20 protein-coding genes are annotated in these 25,097 nt (G+C 49.6%); 15 read left to right on the top strand and 5 right to left on the bottom strand.

Features of this window, described 5'->3' with window-relative positions; translation table 11 throughout:
• The first annotated feature begins 11 nt into the window (after positions 1-11).
• The 10 genes from K0T92_RS03480 (at position 12) to K0T92_RS03435 (ending at position 13,135) form a co-directional block, all read left to right on the top strand.
• The gene (locus K0T92_RS03480; protein WP_219871197.1) at positions 12-1,892 is read left to right on the top strand and encodes an ABC transporter ATP-binding protein; all 1,881 of its coding nucleotides are present in this window, start codon (positions 12-14) and stop codon (positions 1,890-1,892) included.
• Complete coding sequence (locus tag K0T92_RS03475; protein ID WP_219870999.1) at positions 1,852-3,633, top strand: ABC transporter ATP-binding protein; 1,782 nt, start codon at positions 1,852-1,854, stop codon at positions 3,631-3,633. The genes K0T92_RS03480 and K0T92_RS03475 overlap by 41 nt, the downstream gene beginning before the upstream one ends.
• 36 nt (positions 3,634-3,669) lie before the next feature.
• A complete protein-coding gene (gene ectB, locus K0T92_RS03470) occupies positions 3,670-4,953 on the top strand; it encodes a diaminobutyrate--2-oxoglutarate transaminase (RefSeq protein WP_219871196.1) in 1,284 nt (427 codons plus the stop codon).
• A 271-nt stretch (positions 4,954-5,224) separates the two neighbouring features.
• Positions 5,225-6,328 carry a hypothetical protein gene (locus K0T92_RS03465; RefSeq protein ID WP_219870998.1) on the top strand — a complete coding sequence of 368 codons (1,104 nt, stop codon included), beginning with the start codon at positions 5,225-5,227 and terminating at the stop codon, positions 6,326-6,328.
• A gap of 348 nt (positions 6,329-6,676) precedes the next feature.
• Entirely contained in the window at positions 6,677-8,107 is a 1,431-nt protein-coding gene (locus K0T92_RS03460; protein ID WP_219870997.1) for a glycoside hydrolase family 55 protein, read from the top strand.
• 226 nt (positions 8,108-8,333) lie between these two features.
• Positions 8,334-8,711, top strand: a complete 378-nt coding sequence (locus K0T92_RS03455) for a hypothetical protein (RefSeq protein ID WP_246627807.1) — start codon at positions 8,334-8,336, stop codon at positions 8,709-8,711.
• Between the two features lie 175 nt (positions 8,712-8,886).
• The gene (locus K0T92_RS03450; RefSeq protein WP_219870996.1) at positions 8,887-10,008 is read left to right on the top strand and encodes a Fic family protein; all 1,122 of its coding nucleotides are present in this window, start codon (positions 8,887-8,889) and stop codon (positions 10,006-10,008) included.
• Positions 10,009-10,134: 126 nt separating this feature from the next.
• Positions 10,135-10,836: an RNA polymerase sporulation sigma factor SigK gene (sigK, locus tag K0T92_RS03445; RefSeq protein ID WP_219870995.1), complete on the top strand. Its 702-nt coding sequence runs from the start codon at positions 10,135-10,137 to the stop codon at positions 10,834-10,836.
• Positions 10,837-11,475: 639 nt separating this feature from the next.
• On the top strand, positions 11,476-11,928 hold the full coding sequence (locus K0T92_RS03440) for an aminoacyl-tRNA deacylase (RefSeq protein WP_246627806.1): 453 nt from the start codon (positions 11,476-11,478) through the stop codon (positions 11,926-11,928).
• A gap of 133 nt (positions 11,929-12,061) precedes the next feature.
• Positions 12,062-13,135 carry a LacI family DNA-binding transcriptional regulator gene (locus K0T92_RS03435; RefSeq protein ID WP_246627805.1) on the top strand — a complete coding sequence of 358 codons (1,074 nt, stop codon included), beginning with the start codon at positions 12,062-12,064 and terminating at the stop codon, positions 13,133-13,135.
• A 422-nt stretch (positions 13,136-13,557) separates the two neighbouring features.
• Here K0T92_RS03435 and K0T92_RS03430 read toward each other — a convergent pair whose 3' ends face one another.
• The 4 genes from K0T92_RS03430 to K0T92_RS03415 all read right to left on the bottom strand — a co-directional run bounded on the left by K0T92_RS03430 (position 13,558) and on the right by K0T92_RS03415 (position 18,142).
• Complete coding sequence (locus K0T92_RS03430) at positions 13,558-14,730, bottom strand: glycoside hydrolase family 130 protein (protein ID WP_219870994.1); 1,173 nt, start codon at positions 14,728-14,730, stop codon at positions 13,558-13,560.
• Between the two features lie 20 nt (positions 14,731-14,750).
• Positions 14,751-15,959 carry an AGE family epimerase/isomerase gene (locus K0T92_RS03425; RefSeq protein WP_343223618.1) on the bottom strand — a complete coding sequence of 403 codons (1,209 nt, stop codon included), beginning with the start codon at positions 15,957-15,959 and terminating at the stop codon, positions 14,751-14,753.
• A gap of 13 nt (positions 15,960-15,972) precedes the next feature.
• Positions 15,973-16,917 carry a glycoside hydrolase family 113 gene (locus K0T92_RS03420; protein ID WP_219870993.1) on the bottom strand — a complete coding sequence of 315 codons (945 nt, stop codon included), beginning with the start codon at positions 16,915-16,917 and terminating at the stop codon, positions 15,973-15,975.
• 208 nt (positions 16,918-17,125) lie between these two features.
• Positions 17,126-18,142, bottom strand: coding sequence for a substrate-binding domain-containing protein (locus K0T92_RS03415; RefSeq protein ID WP_219870992.1), 1,017 nt, complete (start codon positions 18,140-18,142; stop codon positions 17,126-17,128).
• Positions 18,143-18,380: 238 nt separating this feature from the next.
• On the opposite strand from K0T92_RS03415, the gene K0T92_RS03410 reads away from it, so the two are divergent.
• From K0T92_RS03410 to K0T92_RS03390, 5 genes are all read left to right on the top strand, one after another.
• The gene (locus K0T92_RS03410) at positions 18,381-19,712 is read left to right on the top strand and encodes an ABC transporter substrate-binding protein (RefSeq protein ID WP_219870991.1); all 1,332 of its coding nucleotides are present in this window, start codon (positions 18,381-18,383) and stop codon (positions 19,710-19,712) included.
• 122 nt (positions 19,713-19,834) lie between these two features.
• On the top strand, positions 19,835-20,710 hold the full coding sequence (locus tag K0T92_RS03405; protein WP_219870990.1) for a carbohydrate ABC transporter permease: 876 nt from the start codon (positions 19,835-19,837) through the stop codon (positions 20,708-20,710).
• Positions 20,711-20,713: 3 nt separating this feature from the next.
• Positions 20,714-21,547: a carbohydrate ABC transporter permease gene (locus K0T92_RS03400; RefSeq protein ID WP_219870989.1), complete on the top strand. Its 834-nt coding sequence runs from the start codon at positions 20,714-20,716 to the stop codon at positions 21,545-21,547.
• A gap of 31 nt (positions 21,548-21,578) precedes the next feature.
• Positions 21,579-22,601, top strand: coding sequence for a glycoside hydrolase family 130 protein (locus K0T92_RS03395; RefSeq protein WP_219870988.1), 1,023 nt, complete (start codon positions 21,579-21,581; stop codon positions 22,599-22,601).
• An 88-nt stretch (positions 22,602-22,689) separates the two neighbouring features.
• The gene (locus K0T92_RS03390; RefSeq protein WP_219870987.1) at positions 22,690-23,649 is read left to right on the top strand and encodes an acetylxylan esterase; all 960 of its coding nucleotides are present in this window, start codon (positions 22,690-22,692) and stop codon (positions 23,647-23,649) included.
• A 537-nt stretch (positions 23,650-24,186) separates the two neighbouring features.
• On the opposite strand, the gene K0T92_RS03385 is transcribed toward K0T92_RS03390, so the two are convergent.
• Entirely contained in the window at positions 24,187-25,065 is an 879-nt protein-coding gene (locus K0T92_RS03385; RefSeq protein ID WP_219870986.1) for a LysR family transcriptional regulator, read from the bottom strand.
• Positions 25,066-25,097 lie beyond the last annotated feature (32 nt).

Here is a 25,097-nt window from a genome sequence, read left to right as displayed (position 1 = left end):
TGGCAAAATATATGAAACCTTACGCCCTGTGGATACTGCTCAGCATTGTGGCATCTCTGGTCGTCGCGGCCATCGACATCTGGCTCGGCTTGTTCATCGAAGAGCTTGTCGAGGACGCAACCGGAGGGCTTGCCATCAGCATGGAAGATACGTTCTCTCTGCTTGCTGTGCTTACCGTTGCCGGCGCTGCGGCCAGCTATGCGACCAAATATGCTCTGACCCGGTTCAGCGCCTCCGCTCTGCGCGACATCCGGCGGGATCTGGTGAGCCACTTGGAGCGAGCGGAGGTATCCGCGCTTGAGAGCCGCCATTCCGGCGATCTGGTGTCACGTCTGACGAATGATGCGATGGTCATCCAGAATTTCTTCAAGATGCATTTCGCCAATCTGTTCTACATGCCGGTCGTATTCGTCAGCGCGTTGACGGTGCTGCTGCTGACCAACTGGAAGCTGGTGGTGTTCAGCCTGCTGCTGCTCCCGGTAGCGATTCTGATTACGTCTGTGCTCATCTTCCCGATGAACAAAATGTCGGAGCAGCTGCAGAAGCATCTGGGCTCCGCAAATGCTATCGCTCAGGATACGCTTGGCGGCATCCCTATGCTGAAGGCGTTCAACATGTTCAGAGCGATGTCGGGCAAATATCGCGCCGCGATGGGGCTTGTGCTCAAGACAAGCCTGCAGGTGGAGAAAAGGCGTGCGCTCATCGCACCCGTCAGCCTGCTGCTGCTGTCGAGCCCGATTATTTTCAGCGTAACGTATGGCGGCTATCTGATCAGAGAAGGGGAGCTGACTGCGGGAGGGATGATTCTCTTCCTCTATCTGCTTAACTTCCTGATGCAGCCGCTCTCCATGGCGCCGATTCTGTCCGCGCAGGTTCAGGAGGTGAAGGGTGCCGCGAAGCGGTTGTTCGAGATTCTTGAGCTGCCGCTGGAGCCTTCGGGCCGTGGGGAGCTTGCTCTCCGCAATGAGGGGCCGCCGCTTGTGCTTGATGGCGTCTCCTTCTCCTACGGGGGCACGTCCAATGTGCTCTCGGATATCAGCTTTGAGCTGCCCCATCGTCAAACGGTTGCGTTGGTAGGGCCGAGCGGCAGCGGCAAAAGCACGATACTGAAGCTGATTTGCGGCTTTTACGGAATGGAAGTGAATGCGGATGGGACCGCCGTTATGCCGAATGCGGCGAGTGACGGGAGCGGACAAGCGGACGCTTCTGCAGCCGCTGATGAAGGCAATGCGGGAGAAGCGCGCCCCCGTCTATCCGGCACCATTCGGGTGCTTGGCCACCCGCTAGCCGAGTGGGACCCGCTTTCCCTGCGAGACAGGCTGTCGCTTGTCTCACAGGATACCTATCTGTTCCCGGTAAGTGTCGCGGACAATATCGGGTACGGACGTCCGGGCGCAAGCCGGGAGCAGGTGCTTGAAGCAGCACGGGCCGCGGGTGCGCATGAATTTATTATGGAGCTGCCGGATGGCTATGAGACGCTGCTCGGCGAACGCGGCGCGAGGCTGTCCGGCGGACAGCGGCAGCGCATCGCAATCGCCCGCGCCATGCTCAAGCGTGCGCCGATCCTGCTGCTGGACGAAGCGACATCGGCGCTGGATACGCAGTCCGAGGCGCTCGTTCAGGAAGCGCTGGAGCGGATCATGCAGGACAGCACGGTGCTCGTGGTCGCGCACCGGCTTTCAACCATTAAAGATGCCGATCTTGTGCTGGTGCTGCAGGATGGGGAGATTGTGGAGCGGGGAACGCATGACGGGCTGCTGGAGCGCAACGGCTTGTATAAGAAGCTGTACTTGAAGCAATTCGCGCCTGGCGCCGCAGATGATAAAGAGACAGCAGAGAGGGGGCCGCAACATGTTCGGAGAGAGACAGCACTTGAAACACAGCTTGGCTGAGCTTCGCCGCATGCTGGCACTGCTTGGCCCCCAGCGCAAGCTGTATTTTGCCGGATTGATCGGAGACAGCATGGTGCATGGCAGCTTGACGATCATGATGGCGTTCGTATTCAAAAATTTGCTCGACTTTTCCGTTCAGGGCGAGGAGCGGCAGCTATTCCAATCCATTGCTCTGGTGAGCGCGGCATTCCTTGCTATTGCCCTGCTGTCGCCCGTCTTCTCCTACATGTATATGCGAGTTGTGAAGCGGACGATGACCGAGCTGCGGGCGCGGCTGTACGAGCACTTCGGCATGCTGCCTCCGGGCTACTTTGAAACCCGGCATTCGGGAGATCTCATCTCCCGCTCCACGACCGATGTTCAGACGATGGAAAATATTTATACGGAGCATCTGAAGTCGATGCTGACGGATGCCTTTACCCTGCTCGGATCAATCGTCTCCATGTATATATTGGATTGGCGGTTTGCGGTTGCCTTGACGCTCTTCGGCGGGGCGGGCATCGGCGTCAATCTGGCCTTCGCCGGACCGATGCGCCGTATCGGGGACAAGCTGCAGCTGCATATGGGCGGCATGACAGAGCGGCTGACCGATGTGCTGGCAGGGCTTCAGACGACGAAGATGTTCCGGCTTCAGAAGATTATTACCGGCAAGTTCAACGAGGCGAATGAGCATGTAACGGCATCATCGCTGGAGCAGGGCAATCGCAACGGGATACTGGAATCGGTCAATTATTTGATTAATTTCATCAGCTTCGGAGGCATTCTTGTTGTCGGCATTCTCATGTTCGCCCGTGGATATCTGGAGCTGGGCCAGATGGCGGCAATCGTACAGCTGGAAATGGGCGTTACGATGATCTTCCTGCAGCTAGGAAGCGTCGTGTCCTTGATGCAGAGCTCGCTTGCCGGTGCTGCGCGCGTGTTTGAAGTCATTGACCATGCGCCTGAGGCCGAGCGGTTCCCGTCCCGCACTGAAGAGTCATCGCTATCCAAAGATGCCATGCTGGAATTCCAGGGAGTAGGCTTCTCCTACGAGCCCGAATCACAGGTGCTGAATGGATTCCAGCTTAAAGTGAAGCGAGGCGAGGTAGCTGCCCTGGTGGGAGCGAGCGGCAGCGGCAAAAGCACGGTGTTCAAGCTGCTGCTGGGCTTCTATTCCCCTGACAGTGGGGCGCTGGGGATAGCGGGCAAGCCGATCTCCGCCTACACGCTGGAGGAGATTCGCGGCATGATTGCTTATGTGCCGCAGGATGCCTACCTGTTCGAAGGGACGATCGAAGAGAACATTCTGCTGGGCAAGGAGGGCGCGTCGAGAGAGGAAATGATCGCCGCCGCTCAAGCTGCTTATGCGCATGAATTCATCGAAGCGCTGCCCGAAGGGTATGCGACGATGGTGGGCGAGCGCGGCGCCAAGCTGTCCGGCGGACAGCGGCAGCGTGTGGCGATTGCCCGGGCGCTGCTCAAGAACGCGCCGATTCTGCTGCTGGACGAGGCGACCTCTGCGCTTGACAATGAGTCTGAATACTGGGTTCAGCAGGCGCTCAACAGGCTGATGAAAGACAGGACGGTGCTCGTAATCGCGCATCGCCTGAGTACGATACAGGAAGCCGGTACGATCTGTGTTATGGAGCAGGGCAAAGTGGCGGAGCAGGGAAGCCATGACGAATTGATGAGACAGGACGGGATTTATGCCGGCCTGTATGAATTTCAATTCAAGAAGGAAAAGGAATATGCCTTGGTATGATCCATGCAATCAACCAATAATGGAGGAGTGGAAATGATGAATGTTTTTGAGCAAATGGAATCCAACGTGCGTTCTTACTGCAGGTCCTTTCCCGATGTATTCGGGAAAGCGAAGGGATCGCTGCTGCATGCGGAGTCGGGCAAAACCTACATCGACTTTTTCGCAGGGGCTGGCGCATTGAATTATGGCCATAACAATGACTACATCAAGGGCAAGCTGATCGAATATTTGCAATCCGACGGGCTGTCGCACGGACTGGACATGCATACTTCCGCCAAAGAGGGGTTCCTGAACACGTTCTCGGAGCTGATTCTGAAGCCGAGGAATCTTGCTTACAAAATCCAATTCTGCGGCCCTACGGGCACAAATGCGGTAGAAGCAGCGTTGAAGCTGGCGCGCAAGGTGAAGGGACGGAGCGGAATCTTCTCCTTCATGGGGGCATTTCACGGCATGTCGCTGGGCAGCTTGTCCGCGACGAGCAATCTGTATCACAGGGAAGCGGCGGCTGTTGATCTGGGCGGCGTTACCTTCATGCCGTTCCCGACTGGCTTCATGAGCACCTTCGATACGATTCAATATATGGAAGAGGTGCTGACGGATGATCATTCCGGTATCGAAAAGCCGGCGGCCATCATCTTCGAAACGGTACAGGCCGAAGGCGGGCTGAACGAGGCTCCGGTGGAGTGGATGCAGCGGCTGCGCGCTCTGTGCGATCGTCACGACATTCTGCTTATCTGTGATGAGATTCAGGTCGGCTGCGGCCGGACGGGCCCGTTCTTCTCGTTCGAGCGTGCAGGCATCGTGCCTGATATGGTCGTGCTCTCCAAATCGATCAGCGGCTATGGACTCCCGATGGCGATTGTGCTGCTGAAGCCTGAGCTGGATGTGTGGAAGCCTGCTGAGCATACCGGCACGTTCCGCGGCAATCAGCTTGCGTTTGTCGGCGCGTCTGCAGCGCTGGAATATCGAGAGCTGGTCAACCTGGAAGCGGAAGTGGGCAGAAAGGCGGAGTTTGTCGCACAATTCCTGAATCGGGAAATTGCGCCGATCAGCGGCGAAATTTCTGTCCGCGGCATGGGATTGCTGTGGGGAGTTGATGTATCTGCCAGCAAGCATGCCAATATTTCCAAAGAGATTACATCACGCTGCTATGAGCTGGGGCTTGTCATCGAGCGGGTAGGCCGCCACGATAATGTCGTCAAGCTGATGCCGCCGCTCACGGTGTCGATGGAGGAGCTTGAGGCTGGCTGCACGATTCTGAAGCAGGCCGTGCAGGAATGCTTCGAGAAGCATCAGACTGTGGAGCATGCGCTCGTTTAACGTATACGCCGATTAATGTCATCATAAGGCTGCTATTTTCCAGAGGCAGAGACAGCAGGAATGGATAATAAATTGCCCGTTCGACAGCTTTCCCCTTACTTCTACAGAAGGAATCGCATACACTTGTTTTGTCAAATTGTTGTGTATGATCATTCTTTTGCCGGGGCATTCGCCGCATGAAGTGAACGGTCAGTATTCCATCAACCTGTCTCTGCTCAAATTTCCTGTCTTATTCCCAAAAATAATGATGTTGGAGAGGAAAATACGCCCTATGAGTAAAAAATTACCGATGTCCGAGCCGTTCATGACCTCCTGGCAATGGCATGCCAACCTGCTGTCGATCTTGTCGAGCTATGGGCAAACGTCGAGCTGGATTTTCAGCAATTATATTCACTTGTTTTGCGAGAAGGATTTGACCGGACATGCCTATGTGGATGTGCTCCCTATGTTTCCAATGCAGAAATGTCCATGGGTGGATGTGCAGACGATCTCCAGAAAAACGTTGCAGAATATGAAGGCGGGCATCCTTGAACTGCTCATCAGCAGCATCGATGACGGCTGCTATGTCTACGGCATGTTCGATCTCAAGTATATTAAGCGGGGCGAGAATTACGCGAGGAACAAACGGATCGCGCCTCATGATCTCTTTATTAGCGGGTATGATGCGGAGAATGAAATGTTCTATGTGAATGATTTCATATTCGATTACAAGTATTCGCAAAAAACGGTTCCCTATCATGAAATCGTCGAGGCTTACGAGAAGATGGACCCGGACTACGATACGTTAAACGAAGGCAAGGGCGGCATTCAGCTCGTTTCCTTCAATGCTGCCGCTTCTTATGGCCTGGACGCCGTATTGGTGAAGGAATCGCTGCATGAATATTTGCACTCGAAGAACCCTACGGAGCGGAACAGGGCCTCCGAGAATCCCAGAGACTTGGCCTTCGGATTAGAGGTGTACGCGAGCCTGGCCGCATTCCTGGAGAGCTTGAAGACAGAGGGGAAGCATATGGATTCCAGACCGCTGCATGTCCTCGTGGATCATAAAGAGATGATGATCGAACGAATCAAATTTCTGGACAGCAATGGTTTCTTGAGAGAGAGTGAGCAGCTGTTGAAGCTGTATCAAGCGATTCTGGATGAATTTCTGGTCATACGGAACACGTTTATCAAGGCGACGATAAAAGGCGACCGCTCCTTGCTGGACTATATTATTTCCAAGCTGGATTCTATCGTCTCCGCGGAGAAAGAAGCGGTTCAACTTTTCATAGACAACCTTCTGGAGAAGCAGGAGGTTACCTTCGTGAACAATTTTAATGGCAAATCGCTTTGGTGGGACGGCAGCGCGACAGAGTCAGCGCCTGCTGCACTGTAAATCGCATATGCCCCCTCTTTAGGATGGTAAATGGTATCGGAATGTTCCAAGAGCCCCCTTCCCTTTGCAGCAGCTACGGGGAAAGGGGCTTTCGATTCGGTTTTAATTGATGACGAGGTCATGTTGATAGATATCACTATTAGCTTTAATTTTTCATTTTTCATCGATGATTTGCACTTAAAAGATTCTCTTATTCATAAAGTTATAAGTTTTCCTTGGCATTAAATGATAGGGGTTGGACGTATGATGCTTAGATTATTTGCTGATGGTTTTTGATTCAGGAAAGGGAAACGGAATTTGTTATACAGACTCTTGATTAGGCGGTTAGATCATAGGGTTAGCAGTTTAGTGAGCAGGGATATCGGAGATTTAATTAAAAACTTTGAAACGTGGGGAAACATAATGTACAACGTCCTCGAATGTGGCTTGGTTGGAGATGGCGTAACAGACGACACAGCAGAACTACAGGCGCTAGTGAATATGGCTATTGCAGCAGGGAGTAAAGCAATCTACTTCCCACACACTTCAAGTGGTGGACAGTATTATATAACCTCTGTTGCAAATGCAGACCAAGTAGTTTTCTTCGGTGATAATGCTTCTTTTGTTGGTGGATATACAGGTGTAATTTATCAGATGGGAGATTGGGTAACGAATTCTCAACTAGCTCAGGAGATCAAAGCAACATCAGTTATTGCAGGAGGGCTAGGAAGTGGTAATGGCGGCGTATTAATAGGTGGAACCGTTCCAGGGCAGCCCGACGGCATCTTCTACGGCACAGACGGAAACCCATCTTGGGCAACCATTCAAACGAGTAGGCGGGGAGCCAATACAGAAATAACCGTCCAGCCCAATTCCTATAATGGTTTTGTGAATACGAACGGCACTGCGGTTACTTGGGTGAGCGGTAGTTTGTTTGATGAGAATTGGTTGGGGGCGAATATTTACATTGATAATGCACTATATAACGTACTAAGCGTAGATTCTACAACAACCCTAACCTTGACAGGGAGCGCAGGGGTGCAAAATGATGTGTTGTATCAAAAGGTCGCTACAACTTCAAAGGGCATTGTTGACACAAACGGTGTGACTGTTTCATGGGTCAGCGGGGAGTTATTCGCATACTGGTGGACAGAAATACTTATCAATGGTATTTCCTATTCCGTCTTAGCAGTATCTGAGGACGCGTTAACCATTACGCTAGGCAGTTCAGCAGGGGTGCAAAATAGTGTGCCCTATATTCATGATTCAACAGAGTCGTATGATTGTGCTGCTATTGGGTTAAACAAAATGAGTGGTGGTAGCGAGGAAAGGATTGTTATTGTCGCAAAGGCATTTGGCGAATATCGCATTGGAACCGTGGCAACGAATCGCGGACAACATTATCCGATTTATATTGATACAGGTGGACGACCAACCGTAAAAATGGGAATAGATCAAACTGTAGAACTATTCCCAGATGTCGGAGGAGAATCTAGGTTTCGAATGATATTGGGCGGCTCTAGTCCAGTAAACTCCTATTACTTAATTGCAAAAAGTACGGGCGAGTTCGTGTTATATGGAGAAAACGGAGTAAATGAAATATTCACGTATGATCCTACTAACCAGCGCTTGAACTTCAACAGACCGCCAGTGCTCCCTAGCTTTGCGAAGGAGTCTCTTCCGAGTGTAACACCTGCGGGGTCGCAAATCTTTGTTACGGATGATGTAGGCGGGCCTACTCCTGCATACTCAGACGGCATGAATTGGCGACGGGTAGCTGATCGAGCTATTATTTCGTGAATTTGGAGGTTTATCATTCATAGTTAAATTTACATATAATGCTAATTATGTATGTTAAATTAATACTATAGACATTACTGAAGGGAAAATGATGAGTAAAGAAACAGGCTGTTGAAAAAGAAGGTCACCTGCTGAAAGGTGACAAATGACCATCAGGTCACGAAAACGGCCTACTCCTGGGAGCAGTCGAACCGTTGGTCAGGCGGGGGAGAAATGGAGTGAAAATATGACGCTGTTTCTCGGCCTTCTGAATTATGTTACCGAGCGCCGTCAGTATATTAAAGCCAATATGAAGCTGCACCGGACGGTTATTTTGGACAACCCGTTCGTTCGGCAAGGCATCCAGCGATCATGTGCTCAGCCCCGTTATTTTATCGCTGAGCAGTTGGTATTCCAGATCATCGCCTTAACCTCTCATGCGGAAGGAAAGTTTCTGCAGGACTATTTTCCGATCGTTTACAGCTGCCGTCTTCGCAGCACCACGGATGCCTCCAAGCAACTCATGGAATCAGCCCAGTGGGTACAGCATGCTTATTTCCGGGATCATGCCCCGGAAACGTTGGAGCGGATTGCTTCACGGATGGATCAGATAGATTTGTTTTGAGAAAGTGTCTTCAGGCGACTACTTTGTGGTAGTCGTCTTTTTTCTACCCATTCATTGTCAAGCTGAGTGAAGAGGACTATGACATGAAGTTGAGTTACAGTAGAATTAAACAATATCGCTATTATTTGCGGCAAAATAGCGGCAATGTTATAATTTTATTGGGAGGAGTGATTTGATGTTTACACCAAAATATTCAATAACGGATTCCGTTGCCAGGCGGTTGATGGATATTCAACGTGCAAGTGCGGTCGTGGATCTGCTTCCATTGCCCGTATCCATTCTGGATTTGCTTAAGAAAGAATCGATGGAAAAAACGGTAATTCTCTCTACTAAGATTGAGGGGAATACGCTCGATGAGGCGACGAAGCGAAAGGCTTTGTACCAAACCAGTAGTGACAATGAAGAACAAGAAGTGTATAACTTGATGAAAGCTTTGCAATACCTTGATGAGGCTGAAAAGAGGCAATTGCCGGTTACAGAAGAGTTTGTGAAGAAGCTTCATGCCATAATCAAAATTTCGCACGGTCGAAGACCGCGTGTCAGTGAATATCGTGAAGAGCAGAATCAAGTTGGCAGCCGTAATGATTCCGGCTTTTATCTGCCTCCCGAATGGCAGGACGTCCCTGTGTTAATGGAGGATTTGGTTGCCTGGATCAATTCCCCGGAAACGTATTCGATTCCGGCTCCAATCAAAGCAGGGATTTTCATGTGGCAGTTTCTCACCATCCATCCCTATTGGGACGGAAATGGCCGAACAGCCCGGATGATCACGACATACCTTCTTCGCAGGGGGGGATATGGACTGAAAGGATTATTTGTACTCGAAAATTTCTATGATCGCAATCTTGCAGAGTACTATCGACGACTTCAACTCGGCCTCCATCACAATTATTATTTTGGTCGTCATGATGCCGAATTGACACCTTGGCTGGAATTTTTTATCGACGGCTTAGCGGAAGTCTTTCAAGAAGCAGCTAACATTGTTACAGAGAAATCTGTTCAAATGACGAGAATCGAACCGGATCTGATTCGAAAGCTTGATCCACAGCAGAGAATGGTGTTTGCTCAATTAACTTTCAAGCAAGACACGCTGACAACAAGCGAAATGAGAGAGCTTCTGCGTTTGTCGGATCGCTCGATCAGGGAAAAGGTAAGTCATTGGAGAGATGAAGGATTCATCGAACCGCGAGATCAAGATGCCCAGAGAGTCCGTTCAGTCAAATTAACATTGGAATACGAGAAGCTTGCGCAAGACATTCGTCATGAGCCGGATAAGTTCGCCCACTTTCTAAAATGAATGCCCCTTGCATGCCGTACATGCACTTCTAGGCCGCTGCCCACATAGAATGTAGAACAGTCTTTAGTGTTCGTTGAGGAATCCGGCGTGTTTCCTTGGCATTACATGATGGAGGTGGACGGTATCATGCCTGGATTATTTGCTGCTATCGCACTGATGATTAAGCAGTTGTCGCTTCTTGTATCCTACGTTAAAAATAATGCCTTCCCGCAACCGCTTCACGAGGAAGATGAAATCAAGCATCTGCAGCTGATGGCCGAAGGCAACCAGCATTCCCGCAACCTGCTTATCGAGCATAATTTGCGGCTGGTGGCGCATATCGTCAAGAAATTCGACAATACAGGGGAGGATCTGGAGGATCTGATCTCCATCGGCACGATCGGTCTCATTAAGGCAATCGAGAGCTTCCAGCCGAACAAAGGAACGAAGCTTGCCACTTTCGCCGCTCGTTGTATTGAGAACGAAATACTTATGCATCTCAGATCTTTGAAGAAAACCCGCAAGGACGTATCACTGCATGACCCCATCGGAACGGACAAAGAAGGGAACGAGATCACCTTGATCGATATTCTCGGCACAGAAGCCGATGATGTTGCAGACAAGGTGCAGCTGAAAATCGAGAAATCAAAAATATACAAAAATCTGGATATTTTGGACGATCGGGAAAAGGAAGTGGTTGTCGGTCGTTTTGGCTTAGTGCATGGCGGGGAAGAACGGACACAACGGGAGATCGCGAAGGAACTCGGCATCAGCCGCAGCTACGTATCACGGATTGAGAAGCGGGCGTTAATGAAGCTGTATCATGAGTTTTATAAGGTAAAGAAGTGAAACGTTGACTGGCGTGCCGAATAAGGCAACCCTCAAAACCTATGTAGAAGCCACCGATTCTGAAATGCAAGCGGTACGATGTGGAATGCCTGCGATTATCAGACTGTTTGACGTACTCCTCACCAGAGGAAGATCCGTCATTCAAACACCGAGATATGCGAGTTAGGTTAGGCGAAACATGCGAAACGGCAGTTTTTTTCCTGTTTCAGGCCCCATGAAGGTGAAATGCCTGCCAGTGTGCAGGTATTTCACCTTCGCTTCCCCTTAACGGCCGATTTTTGCTCAAATTCATGCCTTATCGCAGGAATGATGCCATTATGGCATCTTGTAACCGAAATTCATGCACATTCGCAGGCTTCCTGCTTCGCAGTGGCCGACCACTGTCATGCAGCGCCACGCCAGAGCTTGGTGCTCACACAGTGCGATACCGTATTATGAAGTCATTTACTGCGCTAGAAGATAGAAAATCTGATGGGACAGCCTCGATTTTAATTGTTTCAGCCACTATTTTGAACGAGAATGCGGGGGATATGCAACAACTTGCTTTCCTAATCTATCAAAAAAATGGTAAAATATTATATATGTAAAATAGTTTTAACAAGGTTAAACGAGGTTAGGTAAATTACAAGTGGAAGTTGGATGAGCATGGAGCAGTTATTATCAATTCTAAACAATCAGCAGATTGAGTACGAAATCCTCAAGCACAGCAAGAAAATTCATAGCGCTCAAGAAGGCGCAGACTACTTTGGCATTGAAATTGGACAAACAGCCCCAACTTTAATTTTGAAGACAGACAAAGGCTATTACTCTCTCATTCTTTCGGGTGATTATGGACGAGTTGATTTTGAAGTATTAAAAGAACTTCTGAAGCTTGATGAGATCAGATTGGCCAAGCCGCAAGAGGCAGAACAAGTAACAGGGTGTAAGATTGGAGATGTATCGTTAATAAATCCTGGCCTCCCTGCAATAATGGACAGAGGGCTGCATCGATTCCCGTATATTTATGGTGGAACAGGGGTACCGCAGACGACGTTGAAAATACAACCCCAAGCTGTAGAGAAATTAAATCATGTCGTGGGATTTTTAAGGTAGCTGACAATCGCAGAGGATAACGGGAATCTAACCTTCATCGATGCTAAATAATTGCATGTATCTCTGTTCTTAATTTGTTATAATAAAAGGAGTGAATTATACAAACAGTTAGGTTTGCGGAGGTAGCATCCAGTTGAAGAGAATTACGATGCAGCAGATTGCCGACCATCTCGGCCTGTCCAAGTTTGCCGTTTCCAAGGCGCTCTCGGGCAAAGGCGGCGTAAGTGAAGCAACTAAAAAAAGGGTCATTCAAGCGGCCTCTGAGCTTGGTTATTTCGGGCAAAAATCCGCATATATGAAAAACCAAATCCCTGCGGAAAGAAAGGCATCCATCCATGGCAAGCGGTCGGTGCTTGTGCTCATGCCTAATATTCGGTTTCAAAATAAGGAATCGCTTTATTGGGGGAAAATACTGGAGGGTATCTCCGAAGAGCTGGAATTGCGCCAGCTTGGTATGATTATTGTGTCGGAGTCCAGAGCCGAAGATTTCTTGCATGTACTGAATCTGGAAGGAATTCTGGGGATGATCGGGGTCGGACAGATCGAATCATCGCTGCTGCTGGAGGTTCACCGATCAGGGCTGCCGCTTATTCTTGTGGACCACGAGGATGCGCTCATTCCGACGGATACGGTATTTGCCAACAATCGGGACAGCATGTCGCGGCTATGCACGCATTTGGTCGGTCTTGGCCATACCAGACTTCATTTTCTCGGTGATATTCAGTTCTCGAGCAGCTTCCATGACCGCTGGATCGGCTTTCGGGAGGTGCTGGAATTGAACGGATTGACAGTGCCCGATCGTCAAGATCCGATGCTGCGGCTGCGTGGCGTGGAGACAGGTGAATATGGTCCGGATGTTAAGGAATGGATTGCAGTACAGAAGAGCAGCAAGCCGATGCCTACCGCACTCGTCTGCGCCAATGATTCCATTGCCCTGCACGTGCGGCAGCTGCTCAAGGAAGCGGATATAGAAGTGCCTGCTGGAATGGCAATCACGGGATTTGACAATATCGACGACGCGTATCGCAGCGATCCGCCGATTACGACTGTTGATGTGCCGAAGCAGGCGATGGGCCATAGAGCGGTCAAGAAGCTTCTGGAACGCATCAGCAATCCGGAACAGCCCTATGAAAAAATATTAGTGTGCGCCGAGTTGGTTCATCGGGATTCTACAGCAGCTCCGCTGGCGGCAGACGCGCAGAAATAAAGGGGCTGCCCGATCCAATATCCAATGAGCCAGTCCCAAATGATGTAAAAAGATGCCTCCATCACCACTAAAAACTAAAAAGTGGGACGGGAAGCATCTTTTTCTTTGGGGGACATAGTGGGGACGCTGAAATCAAACAACTTTCTGGACACTCCTTCTCCAAGTGGTTTGAAGGCAGCGTGACGGAGTAAGAAGCCTGCGAATGAGCATGAATTTCGCTTACAAGACGCCATAATGATAACATTCCTGCAATCCGGCATGAATTTGAGGGGAAATCGGCCGTTAAGGGGAAACGAAGGTGGAATACCTGCACGCTGGCAGGCATTTCACCTTCATGGGGCCAGAAACGGGCAAAAAACTGCCGTTTTGCATGTTTCGCCTAGCCTGGACAGCTCCTTTTGACATTATGGTGGCTGCAGAAACTAGCGAAGTGACAGATTGCGGTCAATCAGTTCAATCCGCTGGGCCACACAGGCATAGGAGCGGAAAGCGTCCTCGGGCGTATTCAGCACGTAGTCCAGCAAACGGTCTACCGTTGTGGCAGCCACATGGATACGTGTATCGGAGGAAGCGTAATAAATATAGACGTCGCCATTCTCGGTTGCAATAACACCATTACAGAAAACCACATTAGATACATCGCCTACGCGCTCCTCGCCTTCCGGTGCAATGAGGTGGCCGCCCGGACGATGAGTGGCTTTATACGGTTTGTCAAGATCGGTGAGAAACGCATAGAGCACATAGCGCAGTCCGGCTGCTGTATTGCGTACCCCGTGGGCGATGTGGAGCCATCCGTGCTTCGTCTTGATCGGTGCAGGGCCTTGACCGTTCTTGACTTCTTTAATCGTATGATAATGACGTTCGTCGATAATGATTTCGTTGTCGATGACCGCGTTCTCAATAGACGCCGACAATCCCCAGCCGATGCCGCCGCCGGAGCCCGTATCGATGAAACCGTCCTGCGGACGTGTATAGAATGCATACTGGCCATCCACGAATTCCGGATGAAGCACGACGTTGCGCTGTTGGGCGGACGGGGTCTTCAGATCGGCGAGGCGTTCCCAAGTGACCAGGTCTTTCGTCCGTGCGATGCCACACAGTGCGACTGCGCTGGAGAGATCTCCGCGTGGAGCGTCAGGATCTTTCCGCTCGGTGCAGAACAAACCGTAAATCCAGCCGTCCTCGTGCTGAACGAGACGCATATCGTATACGTTTGTATCCGGTACGTCCGTTTCCGGCAGCACGACAGGGCGGTCCCAGAAACGGAAGCCGTCTACGCCGTTATCGCTTTCCGCGATGGCAAAGAACGATTTGCGGTCGACGCCTTCCACGCGTGCGACCAAATAGTATTTGCCGTTCAGGTAGATCGCGCCCGGATTGAGGACGGCGTTGATCCCAAGTCTTTCGGAGAAGTAAGGATTCGTTTCCGGGTTAAAATCATACTTCCAGATTAACGGCGCGTGCTGCGAAGTGAGCACAGGGTATTTATAACGGTCATAAACGCCATTGCCGAGTGGCACCGCTTCGTTGCGTCGGTTAAGCAGCGTTTCGTAACGTTCGGTTAATTGGTTCTTTCGTTCCTCGAATAGATGCATAGTATGTTCCTCCGTTAAATTTAGTGTAGGGATAGAGCTTGCCGCTCCAGCCGCTCCAGCATTTCCAGGCAGGCGCGGCTATTGTGGTAAGGGCACTTCCACGGGCTGACCTTAGGCTCATGGGCCAGCGGTTTGCCTGCCTGATCGACACCCCAGTACCATTCCCCGCCAGCCGGATCCACAATATAAGCTTTAATGAAGTTCCAGGAATGCCAAGCGGCGGCCCGAAATTTATCTTCCCCTGAAAGCTGATAGGCATTGTAAAATCCGACCATCGCTTCGGCTTGCGGCCACCAGTCCTTGTTGGAATCGGTCACGCCGGACTGATCTGCTTCGTTCCATATGCCGCCGTCCTTGTCGATGCCATCCGCAAGAACCGCCTCCGCCATCGCAAGTGCCATTCGTTCGACGCGCTCCAGCAGAGAAGGGGTGCCAAGCACTTCGGCGGCCTCGTACAGCAGCCAGCTGCCCTCAATATCGTGGCCGTAAGAAATGTGATGGCCTTTGACCTGCCAGCTCTCATCGAAGAACAGTTCGAATCTGGCATGCTCAGGATCAATAATATGATCCAGTGTCACCTCAATGAGCTCGGTCAGGCTGCGCTTCAGCTCTTCTGATTTCCATACCCGATAGAGATTGGTATAAGCTTCAAGGACATGAAGATGCGTATTCATTGATTTCTTCTCGTTCAAATCCTTATTGCTCAAGCTAAGATCGTCAGTTTGCTTCCAATCTAGTGTCAGCGCCTCGATATAGCCTTTATGAACGGGTTCGTAGGCATGCCGCTCTAACAGCTGATAAATGCCGATGGCCAGATCAATGGCCTCCTGGCTGCCGAAGGCGCGGTTATATTCCGCCAATGCGTAGATATAAAAAGCTTGTCCGTACACCTGTTTTTTGGTTTGTGCGGGCTGTCCGGTATAATCAACGCTCCAGAATAACCCGCCATTATCGCGGTCGATGAAATGATTTTTCAAATAATCGTAAGCTCGATCGGCCATCTTCTTATATTCGGAATTTGGGAAGAGCCGGTATGCGGAAGCAAAGGACCACAGAATGCGGGCATTTAATACAAGCCCTTTGTCAGCACGGGGATCGATCCGAAGCTGTCCGTCGATCTCGCCGACAAATCCGCCATGTTCGTCATCCACCGTCTGCTCCATCCAGAACTTTAAAATATTGCCTTGCAGCTCGGCTTGCAGCTCTTCTTTCCATTGTGCTATATCCACCGTGCAGCCCTCCTTATCGTTTCGATGCATAGAACTTCGCAATTACCGGCTCTGCTTCCTTGCCATAGACACAGTAGCCATCATCATGGACGGCTTGTTCGCGCTCGTACACGTTAGCCGGCCAATCCCATAACATAAAACCGCGAACCCATTCACGTTCGGCGCATTTAGCAAACATCATGCGATAGAAATCCGCTTGCTCGGTTTGATTATTCTCCCCTTGAAGCATCCAGTCGTTCGGGATGGCGGCAGAGCCAGTGCGGCTTGGGCAGCCCGCCTCCATGAAGAAGAACGGTTTGTCGAACTGCTTTACGACGCCCTCAATGCGGTTCAATTGACGGTCCCAATCCTGAATGGGATAGTATCCGCTGGAGCTGATGATATCAACCGCATCCCACCAAGCTATATTATCTTCCTGATATTTGTCGCAATTGTAAGTAATCAGGCCGCTGTACACCTTCCTTACTTCGGCGATCAATTGGCGCCATTCGGTTTCCCGGCGGTCAGTTTGCACCATCTCGCAGCCAATGCATAACATTTCGCAGCCGGTTTCTTCGGCAATCTTCGCGAAATGCAGCATGTAAGCGCGATAGGAGGCGAACCACTGGCTCCACTTGGGTTCACAGGGTACGTCCTTATCGAAAAAGTTAATGTGAGCGCGCCATGTGCCATCCGCGCAATTCACAATCGGCTTCAGACACACTTGAAGACCTAACGATTTGGCTTTGCGGATCGCCCAGCGCACTTCATCGTCAGTGACAGTCGGCTCGTCCCAGTACGGGATTTCTGTAGAGAAGGCAGTAGCCTGAAGCGCGGAGAATGCGATCGCAGTCCAGTTGGCATTCGTGGATTCAGCCATACGTTCCATCGACAGAGAAGCGGATTTATTATTCCATGTGCCTCTGACACCCATGAAACCCCAAGTCATTCCGGCAATAAATGGTTCGGATACATGCATTCTGTTCACCTCGTTAGTTTGATTCGCATCTTTTGTTAGCGTTTGTTATCAAAAACACTAACAAAATAACTACTTAATAGATACTATAAAGATAATTGTTATTGGATTCAACCTATAAATTCGATTTTATTACTTTGTTACTTTATTTTTTACTTAACAACAACAAAAAAACCGCCTCTGCAGACGGTTTAAAGTGAAAAGCCTATTTTTAGTTGCTTGCCTCCAAGCGCTGAACCGAGTCTCTATAAATAATTTTGCCTTGTACGAGCACTCGGCCGTTCCGGCGGCTTGGGTTGGCGATCTTCTCCATGATAAATTTGACCGCAGTTCTTGCCATTTGATCGATATCCACTTCAACTGTTGTCAGGTGCGGAGAGACCAGTGTGGCATAGATGTCATTGTCAAAACCTACCACGGAACAATCGGAAGGAATTTGGAATCCTAATTCTGTAAGCCGTTCGTAAACATTGTACGCAACCTGATCGCAGTTGCAGACGAAGGCTGTGGGCATCTTCTCGGGCAGCTTGATCTCGATGTAGCGGCCGCGCTCGTCACGATCATTCAGCAGTAATCGTTCCTGAAAAGCCAGCCCGTGTTCAAGAAGCGACTTGTAATAGCCGAGAAAACGATCCTGAATGCTGCTGGTGGAGTAAATATTGCCGACATAAGCGATTTCACGGTGGCCCATCGCGATTAAGTAATTCGTTAGTTCATAAGCGCCGTAGAAGTTGTCCTGGATGATGGAATCGATCTCTGCATGTTCATCATAGAAGTCCAAAAATAATTTGGGCAGGTTCATAGTTTGAACAATATTGATGTATTCCTTGCTGACCTGGCCCAAAATAATGATCCCGTCCACTTTGTTTTCACTGTAGACTCTGGGAAAGCTGAGCTGTTCTTCGTCCTCATTGCTAAGTACATTTAGAATGCCATAATAACCGTAATGCTCAAGATGGAGGGAGATTTGCTGATAAACCTGCAAATAGAAGGAATCATTCAGGCCTGTAAACCGTTGCGGAATCATTACGCCTATATTATAGGACAGTCCTTCCTTAATCGATTTGGCGGCTGAATTATAGCGATAGCCCATCTCGCCGGCAATTTTTTTTATTTTGAGCTTCAAACTGTCGCTGACGCCTTCTTTATCGTTAAGCGCTTTGGAGACCGTTACGCTGCTGACTCCAACTTTATCTGCAATATCTTTCATCGTAATGTTGCTTTTCATTACTTACATTCACCGTCCTATAAATTTTAAACGGAAGCAGCTTGTTATGCTAAAAACAGTATACATCTATAGCCTCAGTATATAAAGTAATTTGTTGCAGCTAGTTTAATTACTTTACTTATTAACTAATATTAAGGGGTGATTTAATTAAGTTGTTGACAAGAAAGCGCATACAACATAGAATAAAGAAGTGATTTATCGATAACTTAAATTTTAGTTTAGAAAGGGGTTACGAAAAATGATAAAAAGAAAAACTACGATCGGTTTACTAACTGTAGCTCTCGTCGGTTCGATGCTGGCGGGGTGCTCACAGAACAACGCAGAGAATAACCCAACTACCAACACAGAGGGAACGGAACAAACGGGCAAAGGCCCATCAGGTGAAATTACGGTGCTTACCCAACGAACAGACATCGTTGATACGGTGTTCAAAGGTTATGCAGCTGAATTTAATAAGAAATATCCGGATGTTAAAGTGAACTTCCAAGCATTGTCCGATTATGAAGGTCAAATTACGGTTCGGATGAACTCTGACGATTATGGTGATGTTCTGCTTGTGCCGACAAGCATTCCACTAGCGGATACGCCTGAATTTTTTGAGCCTCTCGGGGATTTGGCCGAAATGAGCAAGGAATATATCGGTCTGGAAGAAAGAGCGGTTGACGGCAAGGCTTACGGTATTCCAATTGCGGTTAACTTCTCGGGCGTGTTATACAACAAAAAAGTGTTTAATGATGCGGGCGTAACGAAGGCGCCAAGAACGACAGATGAATTCCTCGCAGCATTGAAAGCGATTAAAGACAAAGGCAATGCGATACCGCTTTACACGAACTATGCGGATAGCTGGCCGTTGACGCAGTGGGAAGCTGCATTGACTACGGTTGCCGGCAATGTAGACTACGTGAACGTCGAACAGCCGAATACCGATGAGAACTTCGTGCCTGGCAAGCCTCACTATGAGCTGTACAAAGTGATGTATGACGCCGCAAAGCAAGGCTTGATCGAGAAAGATCCAACGACAACGAACTGGGAGGCTTCCAAAGCGGATATGGCTAACGGCAAGATCGGCGCCATGGTGCTCGGTTCCTGGGCGATTGGTCAAGTGAGTGCATTAGCGCCGAACAAGGATGACATTGCTTACATGCCGTTCCCGACTAATGCAAGTGAAATTATTATGCCATTGGCTGACGACTACACGCTCGGCATTAATAAAAACAGTGATAACAAAGAAGCCGCAAGAGCATGGATTGACTGGTTCGTTAAGGAGTCCGGCTACTCGGTAGAGCAAGCGGGCGGCATGAGCCCGGTTATCGGCGCTCCACTTCCTGAGACGTTGAAGCAGTTCGAAGGCACGGATGTGAAGTTTGAGCTCCAGTCCCCTGCAAAGCCGGGACAAGAGGGCTGGGTTGATAAAATCGACAAGGATGCCGAGATTGGCCTCTGGCAGCCGGAATTCAAGAAGCGGATTATCGAAGCAGCCATCGGCAACCTCGATGAGTCTTTCGATGATATTATGAAGGATTTGAACGAAGATTGGGTGAATTCCCGCGCCAAGGTTGTCGGCAAATAGTGTAACGCCAGGATGATGTGTAACTGCGGCAATAGAAGAGGGGAGACGCATGCAGCATGCGTTTCCCTTATATTCGCCAAAGTAGAGAGAAGTGCAGAGCAGGACCTTTGGAGGTATGAGTGATGTTTAAGAACCTGAGCTATAAAGTGCAGCGAAGACTCATTATATTCGCTTTTTCGCTGATCCCGGTCACGTTATTATTCACATTTGCGTACTTGCCGGTTTTCAATATGTTCAAATACAGCTTTACCGACTGGAACGGATACAGCAAGAGCTACGACTATGTCGGATTTGAGAATTACAAAACCATTTTTACGGATTCCAAATATTTTTCCGTCTTCAAAGTCAGCTTGTACTATTTTGCCGGCTCATTCGTCCAGATGGGGCTGGCGTTATACTTCGCGACGATTCTAAGCACGAGTGTCCGGTTCAAGAACTTCTTTAAAGGGGTTATGTTCTTCCCCTATCTTCTGAACGGCGTAGCGATCGGCTTTATCTTTCTATTCTTCTTCAGGCCTGACGGTACTTTGGATACGCTGCTGCAAAGCGTGGGTCTCGGTGCTTATACGCAAGGCTGGCTGCTCAATCCGCATATTATCAATATCTCGCTGGCCGGGGCATCCCTATGGAGATATATGGGCTTTAACTTCATTATCTTCCTCGGGGCAATCTCCTCAATCGGCAAGGATGTTTATGAAGCGGCTGAAATTGACGGAGCGAATCGTTGGCATCAATTCCGCCACATCATTCTCCCGAGCATTAAGAGCATTGTGCAGTTGAACTTGATTCTGGCGATTAGCGGCGCAATCAGTGCGTTCGATATTCCATATATCATGACTGGCGGTTCGAATGGCAGTAATACGTTTGTCATCCAGACGGTAACGACAGCGTTCAAGTACAACAAGCTTGGCCTTGCCTCCGCCATGGCGGTCGTTCTGCTCTTCATTGTCGTTATTGTGACCTTCCTGCAACGCTTGTTCATCAAGGAGGAGAAATAACCTATGTATAAATTGAAATACGGGACGGCGGCTGTTTTCAAGTATGCCACCTTGTTGCTTGGCGCGTTTGCCGCACTCGTTCCGATCGCGGTTGTTCTCTTCGCTTCCTTCAAGACGAACAAGGAATACAGCACAACAAGTCCGCTCACGCTCCCGGAGAACTGGTTTAACTTTTCCAACTATTCGAAAGCATTTATTAACGGCAAGATGCTGCTGGGCTTCGGGAATACGATTTTTATCGTGGTGATGTCCATCATCGGCGCTACGCTGATTGGCGCAATGATTGCCTATGTGCTTAACCGGTTCCGATTCCGCGGCAGAAACATTTTGATCGTCGCCTTTTTGCTAGCTACGCTGATCCCCAGTGTAACGACCCAGGTAGCTACCTTCCGGATTATCGATTCCCTGCATCTGATGGATACCCGTTTTGCTCCGATTCTGCTCTATCTCGGTACGGATATTATTGCCGTGTACATTTTTATGCAGTTTTTGGATTCGATTTCGGACTCGCTGGATGAATCCGCGATGCTGGATGGCGCTTCTTATTTCACGATCTTCTGGAGAATCATTTTGCCGCTTCTGGCACCGGCGATTGTGACGGTTATCATCGTTAAAGGCGTCAACATTTACAACGATTTCTACACGCCATTCCTTTATATGCCGAGTGAAAATCTGCAGGTTCTGTCTACGGCGCTCTTCAAGTTCAAAGGCCCTTACGGCTCCCAGTGGGAGGTCATCTGCGCCGGCATCATGATTACGATCATTCCGATTCTGATTATCTTCCTGTCCCTGCAGAAATACATTTATAACGGCTTTGCGCAAGGATCGGTTAAATAAAATTCTATCATGTTAATAAAGGAGATTATATATGAGCACAGTACGCATTATTGGAGAGAATCTTCCGAACATGCCTTGGCAGGAGAAACCGGAGGGGGCAGTTGGCCCGGTATGGAGACATTCCGATAACCCGGTCATCCATCGTAATCCGGTCAAGGGCGTAGCCCGCATTTTCAACAGTGCCGTCGTTCCGTTCGAAGGCGAATACGTAGGTATTTTCCGTGCCGAGTCGACGAATGGCCGCTCGCATCTGCATATGGGCCGCAGCAAGGATGGTTTGAAATGGACGATCGAGGAGGAGAGAATTCCGTTCGTCAACGAGCAAGGCGAGCCATTCCAGCCGAATTACGCCTACGACCCGCGGCTAGTAAAGGTGGAGGACGTTTATTACATCATATGGTGTACGGATTTCTACGGAGCCGCAATTGGTGTCGCGAGGACGACCGATTTCGAATCCTTCGTGCGCCTGGAAAATCCGTTTCTCCCGTTCAACCGCAACGGTGTCTTGTTCCCGCGCAAAATCAATGGCAATTTCGTCATGCTTTCCCGTCCAAGCGACAGCGGCCATACGCCGTTTGGCGATGTCTTCCTGAGCGAGAGCCCGGATTTCGTCTATTGGGGCAAGCATCGCCATGTGATGAGCAAAGGCGGCCAGGGCTGGTGGCAGTCGGTTAAAATTGGCGGAGGACCGGCTCCGATCGAGACGAGCGAGGGCTGGCTGATGTTCTATCATGGGGTAACCGGTACATGCAACGGTCTGGTGTACAGCATGGGCGCTGTTATTTTGGACAAGGACGAGCCGTCCAAGGTGAAGTACCGTTCCAGCACTTATGTGCTTACGCCGGAAGAGTGGTACGAGGAGCGCGGTTTCGTGCCTAACGTCGTATTCCCTTGCGCCACGCTGACGGATGCGGAGACTGGCCGGATCGCGATTTACTACGGCGCCGCAGACACTTACGTCGGTGTAGCTTATACGACAGTACAGGAAATTATCGATTATGTGAAAGCGACGCATGAAGAAGTTGGCGACGATGCCGAAATCGGCATCATGTAAAGCATCGCAATTCTTATCCTTATAACCCAATGGAAACGGATAATCGCTTTAATGGTTTATCCGTTTTCTTTTTCAAGGAGGAACTGACTTGGCTAACGATAAAGTGGAAGATTTGCTGAAATATAAAGGAAGCAGCCCGAAGCCGGATGATTTCGATGCTTATTGGGCGCGTGCGCTGAACGAGCTGGATGATCAACCTCTTGCCTATGAACTGGTAGAGGCGAAATTCCAAACACCTCTGGCGGAATGCTATCATCTCTATTTTACCGGTGTCGGCGGAGCAAGAGTGCATGCCAAATACGTCAAGCCTAAAGCGTCGAGCGGCAGGGGGCCTGGATTGGCTCTGTTCCACGGTTATCACTCCAGCAGCGGCGACTGGTTCGATAAGGTGACCTATGCGGCACATGGCATCACGGTTATCGCCCTGGACTGCCGAGGACAGGGAGGGCTATCCGAGGACAACCTGGCTGTAAAAGGAAATACATTAAAGGGCCATATCATCCGAGGGATAGAGGAGGAGAATCCGGATCGGCTTTATTACCGGCATGTTTTCCTTGATCTGGTTCAAACCGTGAGAATATTGAAGTCTATGGATGGTGTAGACCCGGATAAAATTGGCGTCCATGGCTGCTCGCAGGGCGGTGCCTTGGCCATTGCCTGCGCTGCGCTCGAACCGAGCGTCAAGCTGGCGATTCCAGTGTATCCGTTCTTGACCGATTACAAGAAGGCTTGGGAGATGGATGCTACCTCTTCGGCTTATGAAGAAATTGCTTACTTCTTCCGCTTTTTGGATCCGCTGCATACACGGCAGGATGAGCTGTTCCATAAGCTCGGCTATATCGACATTCAGAATCTGGCTGAGCGGATAGAAGCAAAGGTTATTTTTGTAACGGGTCTAGCCGACCCGGTCTGTCCGCCGTATACGCAATTTGCGACGTACAACAAGATTACGTCCGACAAGGAGCTTGTTGTGTATCATGAATACGGTCATGAATACCTGCCTTTCTTGAGCGATCGCGTGCTGCAGGAGTTGTTGAATCTGTCATAAGTCACATCGGATGGGGAGTTCTTCTTCGGCGTTGCCTTTCCTCTAAGTGTGGTTGGTTAGAAGGCAGCGTGGCGAAGTAAAAAGCCTGCGAATGTGCATGAATTTCGGTTACAAGACGCCATAATGGCAACATTCCTGCAATCATGCATGAATTTGAGAAAGAATCGGCCGATAAGGGAAAATGAAGGTGAAATGCCTGCACGCTGGCAGGTCTTTCGCATTCATGGGGTCATAAACAAGAAAAAACCTGCGGTTTCGCATGTTTTGCCGCTGACACCTCGTATTTCGCAACTCGCATGTCTCGGCGTTTGACGAGAGGGGCTAACCCATAAGAGTAAACCACTGTTAGTCAATCCATAAGATGCACAAATGAACCTTCATAGCCACTATAAAAGTGGAGCTGAAGGTTTTTTTAACCCTAAGTGGGAGCTGAAATTTCCAGATAGGACTTTCGGGACGGCCCTTATTTTTTGTTAAGCGGCTTTAACTATTGATTTTCCAATGTGGCGCTGGACTCTTCCTCAGTGCAGAACGTTTCTATCGAACGAGTTCAATAAAGCTGCTGGCTGCGCGGGAGAGGGGCATGTTCCGCATCGTCATGATCCCCACATGTGTAGGCGGCAGCTGAACGTCTAACTGGATCTCGAAGAGCGAGCCTTCTTCCAGTTCCTTCGCAACAAATTCTCTTGTTACATATGATATGCCCAGTCCTTTCCGCGCGAACTCGATGAGCAGCTCCACGCTTCCGACCTCGATTTCAGGCTTGAGCGTATAACCATAGTTTTGGAATAGTTCCGTTATCGCCATCCGTGCCCGGCTGTTGCGCGAGAACAAGATGACGGGATACTGCAGCAGCTTATCCAGCGAAAGAATTGCACCTTTAAGCTCGGCATAACGTGCCCCCGTTACGAAACAATCCTGCAGCTTTATGCTTTCCCTCACTTGAAGCTGTGAATCATGGATAGGCATGCGCACGACGCCCAGATCGATGCGGCCTTCCTTCAAGAATGTAATGATCTCCGGGGTCGTCCCGTGGTTCAGGTGAAGCCGGATGCCCGGATGGTTATGATGGAAGTCCTCCAAATAAGGGAGCAAATAATGCTTGAACAGCGAATCGCTACCGCCGATCCGAAGCTCGCCGCTATCCAGGTTTTTGAGTGCGGCCATCTTTTCTTCAGCGAGCGTTATTAAGATTTGGGATTGCTCAATATAGGAGTACAGCATGGCGCCCTCCTGCGTCAGTGTAACGCCCTTGGAATTGCGATAAAATAAGGCGATGCCGAAGCGTTCCTCCAGCTGCTTGATCGCATGGCTGACACTTGGCTGGGTCAGATACAGATTATTGGCCGCCTTCGTCAAGCTGCCTGTCTTCGCAGCCCAATAAAATACTTTGTACAATTCATAATTATTATTCATAGATATGGTCTATAGCTCCTCTGAAATCTATC

This window comes from Paenibacillus oenotherae (genome assembly GCF_019443105.1).
GTDB classification, from domain to species: domain Bacteria; phylum Bacillota; class Bacilli; order Paenibacillales; family Paenibacillaceae; genus Paenibacillus_Z; species Paenibacillus_Z oenotherae.
Note: the sequence above shows the minus strand (reverse complement) of the source record. Positions and strands in the feature narration are given on the sequence as shown.